12 protein-coding genes and 1 pseudogene are annotated in these 9,635 nt (G+C 62.2%); 9 read left to right on the top strand and 4 right to left on the bottom strand.

Translation table 11 applies throughout. The features are described 5' to 3' along the window. The first annotated feature begins 252 nt into the window (after positions 1–252). Entirely contained in the window at positions 253–1,563 is a 1,311-nt protein-coding gene (locus VGG51_04445) for an alkaline phosphatase family protein (protein ID HEY1882273.1), read from the top strand. A 71-nt stretch (positions 1,564–1,634) separates the two neighbouring features. Here VGG51_04445 and VGG51_04440 read toward each other — a convergent pair whose 3' ends face one another. Further along, entirely contained in the window at positions 1,635–2,213 is a 579-nt protein-coding gene (locus VGG51_04440) for a TMEM175 family protein (protein HEY1882272.1), read from the bottom strand. Between the two features lie 219 nt (positions 2,214–2,432). Here VGG51_04440 and VGG51_04435 point away from each other — a divergent pair, with 219 nt between their 5' ends. Beyond that, positions 2,433–3,200, top strand: coding sequence for an SDR family oxidoreductase (locus VGG51_04435; protein HEY1882271.1), 768 nt, complete (start codon positions 2,433–2,435; stop codon positions 3,198–3,200). Positions 3,201–3,208: 8 nt separating this feature from the next. Here VGG51_04435 and VGG51_04430 read toward each other — a convergent pair whose 3' ends face one another. Next, complete coding sequence (locus VGG51_04430) at positions 3,209–3,457, bottom strand: hypothetical protein (protein ID HEY1882270.1); 249 nt, start codon at positions 3,455–3,457, stop codon at positions 3,209–3,211. 215 nt (positions 3,458–3,672) lie between these two features. On the opposite strand from VGG51_04430, the pseudogene VGG51_04425 reads away from it, so the two are divergent. The 4 genes and pseudogenes from VGG51_04425 (at position 3,673) to VGG51_04410 (ending at position 6,927) form a co-directional block, all read left to right on the top strand. Continuing rightward, positions 3,673–4,806, top strand: a pseudogene (locus tag VGG51_04425) (L-lactate permease). A gap of 122 nt (positions 4,807–4,928) precedes the next feature. After that, positions 4,929–5,411, top strand: coding sequence for a hypothetical protein (locus VGG51_04420; GenBank protein HEY1882269.1), 483 nt, complete (start codon positions 4,929–4,931; stop codon positions 5,409–5,411). Continuing rightward, positions 5,404–6,030 carry a hypothetical protein gene (locus VGG51_04415; protein HEY1882268.1) on the top strand — a complete coding sequence of 209 codons (627 nt, stop codon included), beginning with the start codon at positions 5,404–5,406 and terminating at the stop codon, positions 6,028–6,030. Before VGG51_04420 ends, VGG51_04415 begins: the two co-directional genes overlap by 8 nt. An 18-nt stretch (positions 6,031–6,048) precedes the next feature. Further along, positions 6,049–6,927, top strand: coding sequence for a hypothetical protein (locus tag VGG51_04410; GenBank protein ID HEY1882267.1), 879 nt, complete (start codon positions 6,049–6,051; stop codon positions 6,925–6,927). On the opposite strand, the gene VGG51_04405 is transcribed toward VGG51_04410, so the two are convergent. Further along, on the bottom strand, positions 6,928–7,437 hold the full coding sequence (locus VGG51_04405; protein HEY1882266.1) for a hypothetical protein: 510 nt from the start codon (positions 7,435–7,437) through the stop codon (positions 6,928–6,930). A gap of 267 nt (positions 7,438–7,704) precedes the next feature. Here VGG51_04405 and VGG51_04400 point away from each other — a divergent pair, with 267 nt between their 5' ends. The 3 genes from VGG51_04400 (at position 7,705) to VGG51_04390 (ending at position 9,130) form a co-directional block, all read left to right on the top strand. Further along, positions 7,705–8,037 carry a MarR family winged helix-turn-helix transcriptional regulator gene (locus VGG51_04400; GenBank protein ID HEY1882265.1) on the top strand — a complete coding sequence of 111 codons (333 nt, stop codon included), beginning with the start codon at positions 7,705–7,707 and terminating at the stop codon, positions 8,035–8,037. A gap of 117 nt (positions 8,038–8,154) precedes the next feature. Then, entirely contained in the window at positions 8,155–8,541 is a 387-nt protein-coding gene (locus VGG51_04395; GenBank protein HEY1882264.1) for a MerR family DNA-binding protein, read from the top strand. A 256-nt stretch (positions 8,542–8,797) separates the two neighbouring features. Beyond that, the gene (locus tag VGG51_04390; GenBank protein ID HEY1882263.1) at positions 8,798–9,130 is read left to right on the top strand and encodes a hypothetical protein; all 333 of its coding nucleotides are present in this window, start codon (positions 8,798–8,800) and stop codon (positions 9,128–9,130) included. 79 nt (positions 9,131–9,209) lie between these two features. Here the strand turns inward: VGG51_04390 and VGG51_04385 are convergent, their stop codons facing one another. Continuing rightward, entirely contained in the window at positions 9,210–9,629 is a 420-nt protein-coding gene (locus VGG51_04385) for a hypothetical protein (protein ID HEY1882262.1), read from the bottom strand. Positions 9,630–9,635: the final 6 nt, after the last annotated feature.

Genomic DNA, 9,635 nt, shown 5'->3' with positions numbered 1-9,635 from the left:
CGGAAGGTTTCAGCTCGTTTGAGACCACGCGTCGCGCGTGATTAGTGAGCGATTGCGAGGATTTTACGTGCACGTTACGCGTTTGTCAAGCATCGAGTTGTCGTGCTGGTTGAATCGATGCGCGGCACGTGCGCTGCCGTCGTGTTGTTGATCGGACAACGGTCTGTTGATGTAAACGGCGTTCGCCAACGCATACGTCGCCGGCCCGGTGGGACCGCGCCGGCCACCTCCTCGGCAATAGGACAAGCCGCATTGCCGCCCGCGCTCGATGCTGCCAGCAGAGCAAAGCCGCAGAGCGGCAGTCTGAGCGACATTCAACACATCGTCGTGATCTATCAGGAGAACTGGTCCTTCGACGCGCTGTACGGGACGTTTCCCGGCGCCAACGGCGTTGGGCCAAATACGGACGTTCCGCAATATGCGTGGAACGGGCCGCAGCTGACGTTCGCGCCGCAGCCGCTCAACTATGCGGGCAATCCCGATAAGCGATTCCCCATCCAGCTGCCGCTGCAGACCTATCTTGCGTCCAAGTACGTGCCGTATTTCGACCGGACCAGCGACCTGGTGCATCAGTTCTACCACGAACAAAACCAGATCGACGGCGGCAAGATGGACAAGTTCGTCGATTACAGCGACAACGGCGGACTGGTTCTCAGCCAGTACAGCGATAGCCGGCTGCCCGAGGCAGAGCTGGCGCGCCGCTACACGCTGGCCGACAACTTCTTCCATAGCGCCTTCGGCGGATCGTTCCTCAACCACCAATACCTGATCTGCGCATGCGCCCCGGCCTGGAAGAACGCGCCTGCGAACTACATTTCCCACCCCAGCAAAAATCCGGCGAAGCTCGTCGACAATCACGTAACGCCTTCCGGGCACGTGGTCAACACGTCGTACTCGGTGTACTCGCCGCATCCGTCGGGCATTGCGCATCGGGATCTCGTGCCGCCGCTAACCGAAACGACGATCGGCGACCGGCTCAACGCGGCACGCGTCAGCTGGAAGTGGTACTCCGGCGGCTGGAACGATGCGCTGGCTGGGAACCCGAATCCGTTGTTTCAGTTCCACCACCAGCCGTTCGCGTACTACAAGAACTACGGCGATGGGACGCTGCTTCGCCAAGAGCACTTGGTCGATCAGTCCGTGTTGAACCGCGACCTGACGCGCGGCTCGCTGCCGTCGGTCGTCTTCATCAAACAGATCGGCGCGGACAACGAGCATCCAGGCTACTCGGCGCTGCTTCGCGGCCAGACGAAAACGATGGAGATCGTTAACGCGATTGCGGCGACGCCGTACTGGAAGAATACGGTCATCATCATTACGTACGACGAAAATGGCGGCCGCTGGGATCACGTTGCGCCGCCGGCGATCGACCACTGGGGACCCGGAACTCGCATTCCCGCGATAATCGTCGGGCCGTTCGCTCGCCGTCACGTCGTGGATCACACCCAATACGAAACGGTTTCGATCCTCGCACTCATCGGAAAACGCTTCAACCTCAAGCCGCTCGGAACCAGAGACGCGCAGGCCAATCCGTTCTCCGGTGCCTTGAACCTCAGCATGTAGAAAAGACGCGGCTTTCATTCCGAGAGGCCCGCCTCGTTCGCCGAGGCGGGCCTTTTCACGCAAGCGGCTGCCTAATGGGTTTTTAGGGCGGGGAGCTCCGGGCGCGCGTACGTTATCAGAACGCACGTTACCAGGGCGAAGGCCGCGAGCGGCAGCTTGAGCGACAGCAACATCGCCGTGGTAAACAGGCCCAGCGTGAGCGCGGACCGCGCGAGAGCTCTGCGGCGGATCTTTGGGTTCTCCTCTGCCGCGCGCGGCATGACTTCGTTAGCGAATCCATGATACGACAGATTGACCAAGATAATTACGGCGGCGTACACGAAGACCGGGACGGCCGCGATGCGCGATTCCGCCACCCAGGCGGTGGCAAACGGTACGAGCGATGCCGTGAGCATGTGCGCAAAGTTCCAGAAGATCAGCTTCGGCGCCGAGTGCTTCGCAAAACTCCACAAGAAGTGATGGTTGATCCACATGATCACGATGAGGAAGTAGCTGACCACGTAGCTGAGCGCCGTCGGCCACTGCGCCAGCAACGCGTCGAAGCTGGCATGCTGCGGCAGCTTCAGCTGCAAAACCATGATCGTGATGATCACGGCGAAGACGCCATCCGAAAACGCTGCCAGCCGCTCCTTGGTGATGCTCTGAGTCACGGTCCCACCCTCCTACTGATCGCACGCGATGCGCCCGCGGCTGCTTGCCGTGTGGGGGCGCAACGATCCGTTCTTCCTGCCGGCCGGCGGGCGAACCGATCGAGCTCGCGGTCGGTTTGGGCCACATTGCAGCGTGCGGTTGCGAAACTTGCATCCGAATCCGACGTAGGCCCGATTATGCACCCGTCGGTCGAACGCCAATAGGATTAGGAGAGCAATATGGAAGCGCAAAATGCGATAGCGCCGAGCGCCGCGCTGACGCTGAAGGACCAACGGATTGTCGCTTTCGGAGGGACGTCCGGAATCGGTCTCGCCGTAGCGGAGTCGGCGCTGGAGGAAGGCGCATTCGTCGTCGTAGCATCTGGCCGGCCGGAGCGGGTAGAGCATGCCCGCGCGGAGCTCGGATTGCGGTGGCCCTCACGTACCACCGCGCAGATCGTCGATGTGAGCGACGAGGGAGCGGTTAGAGAATTCTTCGAGAGCGTCGGGCCATTCGATCATCTCGTCTACACCGCCGGAGAGGACTTGCCGCTCGGGCCGCTGGCGACTACCGACTTGCAGAAGGCCCGCGCGCGCTTTGAGGTCCGCTACTGGGGCGCCGCCGCAGCCGTGAAGTACGCGACGAAATTCATTCGCCAGAGCGGGTCCATCGTTCTGACCTCCGGGTTCTCGGCAACGCGGCCGCTAGCCGGTTGGACTTCGCAGGCGAGCATTCAGAGCGCGCTCGAGGGATTGACGCGGGCATTAGCGGTTGAGCTGGGCCCAATTCGCGTCAACTGCGTCTCGCCCGGCTTGACGCGAACGCCCCGCTGGGATGCATGGCCCAGTTCGGCCCGCCAGGCCTTTTACAGCAACGAGGAGCGGCGCCTCCCCGTTGCGCGCATCGGCGCAGCGGCCGAACTCGCGTCGGCCTACGTATATTTCATGAAAAACACCTACGCGACGGGAAATATTCTTAGCGTCGACGGCGGTGGGGCACTCGTCTAGCTCTTGTTTCACCAAATACTGACGCCCATCGGGGGCTCGTTGCCGCTCTCTTTTGTCGTGGCAACGGCCCCGATCGCTACCGTGCTCGTGACGCTTGGCATACTGCGGCGGCCCGCGTGGCAAGCGTCGCTCGCCGGGCTCGCGGCCGGCGTTCTCGCCGCCGTAGCGTTGTGGCACTTTCCGGCGAAGCTCGCACTTGCGGCCGCGGCAAACGGCGCGGCGTTCGGGCTCATCCCGCTGATGTGGATCGTGTTCAACGCAATTCTGCTCTACAATGTGGCGGTCAAGTCGGGAAGCTTCGATGCGTTTCGCGATTGGATTCTCGACCGGCTGCCGAACGACCGGCGCGTCGTGCTCGTCGTAGTCGGATTTTGCTTCGGCGCGCTCATCGAAGGAGTCGCCGGTTTCGGTACGCCGGTTGCGATCACGAGCTCGCTCTTGGCGCTGATGGGCTTCGTGGCCGCTCGATGCGCTCGTTTACGCGCTGATCTTCAACACCGCCCCCGTCACCTTTTCGGCGCTGGGCGTACCGATCAACGTTCTCGCGACCGTCACCCACTTGCCGGCTTCGACGTTAGCCGCGATGGTGGGCCGTCAACTGCCATTGTTTGCGCTCATCCTGCCCTTCTACGTGACGGCGATGTACGCCGGGTGGCGATCGATCGCGGCGTTGTGGCCGGTGCTGCTCGTCGCGGCCGGGACGTTTGCGGTGACGCAGTTCGTGGTCTCGAATTTCATCAACTACGCTTTGACCGACGTGCTTGCGTCGCTCGCGTCGCTCATGGCGACGCTCTTTTTTCTGCGCCGCTGGCAGCCGGCTGAAGATTTGCGGTTTGCGGTTCAAAGGAGCGTCACAACCGGCCGGCCCACGCGCGAATCAACGCGGCGTGCTCTGGCGCCCTGGCTTATCGTTTCGGTGACCGTGCTCTTTTGGGCGACATTTTCGGTTTTCACGGTTTATGAGATCAAAGTTGCATGGCCGGTGCTGGACAATGCCGTTGCGATTACGCTGTATAAGGGCCAGTTATATCCGGCCATATGGAATTTCCAGCCGTTCGGCACGGGAACGGCGATACTGGTCGCGGCGATCGTTACGACGGCCTTGCTGCGCCTGCGGGCCGGGGATTTTCTCGGCTGCGTAATTCAGACGTGGCGGCAGACGCGCCTGGTGATCCTGACGGTTACGTTCATGGTTGCGCTGGCCTACGTGATGAATTATTCAGGAATGAACTACACGCTGGGCTTCGGCGTCGCGTCACTGGGCGTGCTGTTCGTCGCGCTCTCACCCTTTCTTGGATGGATCGCCGTGGTGCTCTCCGGCAGCGACACCGCGGGCAACGCTCTCTTCGGTAATCTGCAGGTCGTGGCGGCGAGCCAGCTTCAGCTCGATCCCGTTCTTTTCGCGGCGACGAACTCGTCCGGCGGCGTCATGGGAAAGATGATTTCGCCCGAAAACATCGCCGCGGGTTCTTCGGTAGTTCGGGCCAAAGGCGGGGAAGGAGCCGTATTCGCCCGCACGTTCCCGCACAGCTTAGTTCTGACGGGCGCCCTGGCGGCCGTCGTTATCGTTCAGCAGTTCCTCGTACCGTGGGTCGTTCCGCATTGACCGTCGACTGCCCGCGAGGATCGCCGGTGCCGGCGGGGCACGAAGGAAGCGCCGTCTCCGTTGGTTGAAGCCACGCCCAGGCCTCGTCTAAGGGCAGGCGAACCATTAAGGGCAGGCGAACCATGCGAACAGCGGCCTTCCTTACTTCGCTCGCGCTGGCGGCCGTTCTGCCGCTCGCGCAAGCACGAGCAAACGGCAATCTCGCCGGGCACCCCGGGGCGATGCTCGTCGCGTCGGCGTCGTGCGTGGACACGACGGTCCGTTCGGTTGAGCCGCGCCTAACCAGCGGCGAGCCGAACGAGCGTTATACGCGTCAAGAGATCGTCGACAGCGGCCCGGCGGTCACGTTCAACACCAAGCTTGGACAGCCCAACGGCGTGATGTGGGCGGAGGTCGTGCACTACGGCGGCATGCCCGGTAACGACGTGATGATCGCCGAGCGGGCCGGCGACAGGGTGCGCGTGTGCTTTTTGGGATCCCCCAAGCCCGACGACGGCTGCAATCCAAAAACGGACTTACGCGGCCGAAAGTTCAGCGTGTACGACTATCGCCAGGCCGCGTCTTATTCCGGTATCAACAGCGAGCACGATTGCGGCGGTGCGTAGCGCGATTTTGGCTTGCGGCCTGATGCTGCTCCCGGCCGCGGCAGGAGCGAGCACGCAAAGTGCCGGCGCGACGGCCGTGGTCACGAAGTTTTACAACTGGTATGTAGCGCAGCACGGCGACGTCGACTGGTATGCGCCGCAGAACGGCCCCATCGATTGGCATGCGGCACTGCAGCACCACACCGCGAAGTATTTTCAGGCGCAGCCGTTCTTTCATCCCGCTTTATTCGAGCTGCTCGACGAGACGTATTTGAAAGCCATCGGCGATGACACGCCGCCGATCTACGTTTCGACCACGCCCAATCACGACCAGGCAAAAATGTCGGGCTTCGATCCATACGTCGGCGCCGCGTCGCCGGCAGCGGCGTTCCGGGTTGGATCGTCGTGGGCCGGCCGCGTCAACGTCGCGGGCGCCGGCAGCGGTCAGCTGCGCGAGGTGACGTTCGTTCCGGTCACGTTCGCATTCGCCGGCACGCGATCGACGACTCAAGTCACGGTCGTCGTTCGGGAAAACGGCGGCGCTTTTCAGATTTACAATATTCACTACGGGGCGATCCCGTTCTACTACGCCGGGGAAATTGCCGACCTCCAGCACTTCCTCGGAGATTACAATTGCTAGGCACTCGCTAGACAGGCCATGCCGCGGCTTCCGACGCTGGTTATGATCTCCGGCGGCATCTTCGCCATCATGATGCTGGCGATCGTCGCGGGCGACGTCCTGATCGCATCGGGGGCCGTAAAGGATCCGCTGCAATACCAAACCCCGGCAAAGATCGTCTTCTTCTCGCTTTTCGTGGCCTTCGGCTTCTCGTTGATTCCGCTGATGGTGCGCGCGGTGCTGGCGGGACTCGAAGCGATCGGAAAGAGCCTGGACGTTCGAGCCTTCGCACCGCTGATCGCGCGGCCGGGGTGGATCGTCTGGCCGATATGGCTGCTCATGGCGGGCGGCATGGCCGTCGCGCTGCCGGCGGCCATCAAGGACGGCTTTTTCGGGCCCGACGCCGCGACGGGCGCGACCGCGCGCGACTCGGCCGCCGAGGCGATCGCCAAGCTGCCGTCGCAGGGAACGCTCGTGGCGGCGCCCGGGATGACCATCGCGTCGATGCTCGCTGCCTCGACGCTGGCGGTGCAGCGCGGATCCAAATCGAAGCTGTTCAGCGGCGCGCAGTTCGGGGGCGCCGCGATTTTCGACTATCGCGTTGCGGGAACGGCGACCGTGTTTCGCCGATGCCGCTACTACTACATCACGACGTCAACCATTCATCCGACGCGCATCGGGACCATTAACGTCGGCATTTCGCCGGAGAAAATGAGCCGTGCGCAACTCGCCGCTGCCGACCGGGAACTCAGCCGGCGATTCGCCTCCGACCGCTGGAGCGCGGTTCGGACGCATACCTGGCGACGCGGCGGCACCATCCTAACGCTGCGCTCGCGGCGCCTCGAGGATGCCGCTGCGGGCGAGAGCCCCGATGCGGCCGCGTGGATTCAGTACGTCGAGTTGTACGAACGCGAGTGACTACGCTGCCGCCGCGCGCGCACTCCTGGCCGAAGGTGAAAAGAGCAGATAGAACGCCACGACGTGCGAGATCATCAACAGCGGTACGTAGATAACTGGGATCGCGTAGGCTGCTCCCAACTGCCCGGCAACCGCCGGCACGCCAAAGTGCACCGCATTAACGGTATCGATGATGAGGTCCGTCGCGCCAACCACGTTGAAGGCGACGACGAATCCCCAGAACAGCGGCTTTATCGGGAAAAGCGCGAGCGCCAGAATTGCGAGAATCGACGTCGCGAGGTCCGCGTACGCGGCCGGAACCGCAAACTGCGCCGGAAGATTTGGACCGATGACGCCGGGCAGAATAAATACCAGTCCAAAAAACCGGAATGCGTTCAGCGCCGCGATCGCGCGCTGAGCCTCCAATCGACCGAGCGATCTCAGCCAAGGAAGGACGTACGTAACGACGACGAGCGTCCACACCAAATACCCGAACAGCAGCTGGGTGAGAAAAATGGCGGCTACCGACATATGAGCCTCCCCGATACTGTGAGCGGCACAGCAGAATTCTCCGCGGCTAGCGCATCCATAGGCTCACAATATTGCATATACAATCTGTCAAGTCAATAGCGGACCCCGACGTTGGATCCGTTCGGAGCGACGGCCGGCGAGCTCGGTCCTTGTGCCGCCTCTTTAGATATTTGTATACTCAATGATATGGAACTCGACCCACGCAGCTGCACCTGCTTCCGGCTACGCGCCGCGACGAGACGGCTTACTCAGCGATACGATCACGCTTTGGCCCCCGCCGGGCTGCGGACCGGACAGTTTTCGATTCTTTCGTTCATCTCGGAGTATCCGGCGGATCCGAGCATCACACAGCTGGCGGATTTCCTCGATATGGATCTCTCAACGGCCACTCGCAACCTGCGCCCGCTCATCGAGTCGGGGTATGTCGTGCAGAAGACTGTAACCCAAGACGCTCGCCGGCGAGAACTGAAGCTGACGGCAAAGGGTGCACGGCTTCTGGAAAAGGCATACCCGCTTTGGTCCGAGGTTCAGGCCGGCGTGATCGAGGAGTTTGGCTCGAAGCACGGCGAGCTGCACACGCTGCTGGAGCGATTACGCTGATAACGCGGCGCTGCGAGCACCCGGCAAGCCCCGGCGGGCTGCCGCAAGGATGAAGAGTCGTTGCGTCCACTAGCGCCGAAGATGCATGGCCACCGGGAGCATTCGAACAACAGCATCATGACCATCTCACAACTCGCGAAGAGCGCCGGAATAAAGACAGAGACCGTCCGGTACTACCAGCGTATCGGGCTGCTGCGAACGCCAGGGCGTCCAGGTCACGGCTTTCGCTCATATGACGACGGCGACGCGCTCCATTTACGATTCATCCGGCACGGCCGAACGCTCGGTTTCACCTTAGACGAGATCGCAGCGCTGCTTCGCTTATCGGCAGCCGACTGCAAGGAGGCGGAAAAGCTTGCGACGGAACGGCTGGCGGCCGTCAGGGCCAAGCTCGCCGACCTTCAGCGTCTCGAAACGGCCCTGCTTCATACGGTTTCGGAGTGCCGGCGAAGGCAACCCCACGCCGGCTGCCCTCTTATCGAGGTGCTTCTCGCCGACGGCTGACTCCCCGATACCGTCCGACGAAAAACTCGGGGAGGAAGTATAATGCCGGGAAGCCCACGAGAAGCGCTACGCCAAGCACGTTCCAGCCGTCGGTGCCAAGCGGCAGAACGCCGACGGCGTATGAGAATGCAATGACCGCCATTATGAGGAAAAATGGGCCGGTTAAATAGCAGTGCACTCGCCCACAGCGGTGCGCGTTCGTAATACACCCAAGCCCCATCGTCGCTAAAGCGACTACCCAGATCGCGGCTCGCCAGTGATCCGCGGCCGGCAAGCCGCCCGCAATGAGTGCAAGGATGGGAAGCCCAAAAACTACGCCGGCGACGTGCCCGTTGCGGAGCATGTCCGCACTGACCACAGCGCGGCGACGAATGGCTTCGCGAATCATCCCAATGGAGGGTGTTCCAACCACTCGCGCGCCGTCGCTGTAGGTACGGCACATGAGCCCGTACGCAGTGCGCTGACTCGCAGATGGCTCTACGTCTTCGCCGTCAATGCGCAGGGATGGCGAGCCGAGGAATTGCAAACGCTGCGCTACTTCGGGGCTGTCCACCTCGATGAAATCCAGCGTGGCAGCGACCGCCTCTAAATCGATCGCACGTCGCGCAAGCTCGCCCGCAGCCTGAGCGTTCGGGCAGCCCTTAAAAGTCAATAGCTCAACGAGCATGTCACCGACTGAAGTGCACGGTGGTTGCGAGCATTTGCCGAGCGTGGTCCGCGAAAACGGCGGCATCCAAATGAGGCGCGTTCGTGATCGCCAGTTGGTGCATCCAGAACGAGGGCTTTGGCGGATCCATCCCAGTCCATGCGATACCCGGTGGAAAGAGCATATAGACGTCCCATGCTGGCCCGCTAGCTACCGGCAGAATTCGCTCGTACGTCGCACCGAGATCGTTGCTGCCGTCCCAGTAGTGCGTCACGCGCGAGTCCGGCGCGAGGGCAGCGGCCTCGGGTACGTTAATCGCCTTGCCTCCGAGCATTGGAACCCAAATCGCGAATCCAACAAGATTCGGACTCCGTTCGCGAGTGAAGAGCTCCTGCTGGACCTTCGATACACCTTCGAGGCAGAAGGGGCACGTTGGGCTCACGAGCTC

This window comes from Candidatus Cybelea sp., from assembly GCA_036489315.1.
Classification (GTDB): domain Bacteria; phylum Vulcanimicrobiota; class Vulcanimicrobiia; order Vulcanimicrobiales; family Vulcanimicrobiaceae; genus Cybelea.
The sequence above is the reverse complement of the archived record's forward strand: the minus strand, read 5'-3'. Positions and strand labels throughout refer to the sequence as shown.

Excerpts from the sequence above, each read along its gene's own strand:
- VGG51_04410 (HEY1882267.1), top strand. The coding sequence starts at position 6,049 with ATGCCGCGGCTTCCGACGCTGGTTATGATCTCCGGCGGCATCTTCGCC.
- VGG51_04405 (HEY1882266.1), bottom strand. The coding sequence starts at position 7,437 with ATGTCGGTAGCCGCCATTTTTCTCACCCAGCTGCTGTTCGGGTATTTG.
- VGG51_04420 (HEY1882269.1), top strand. The coding sequence starts at position 4,929 with ATGCGAACAGCGGCCTTCCTTACTTCGCTCGCGCTGGCGGCCGTTCTG.
- VGG51_04395 (HEY1882264.1), top strand. The coding sequence starts at position 8,155 with ATGACCATCTCACAACTCGCGAAGAGCGCCGGAATAAAGACAGAGACC.
- VGG51_04435 (HEY1882271.1), top strand. The coding sequence starts at position 2,433 with ATGGAAGCGCAAAATGCGATAGCGCCGAGCGCCGCGCTGACGCTGAAG.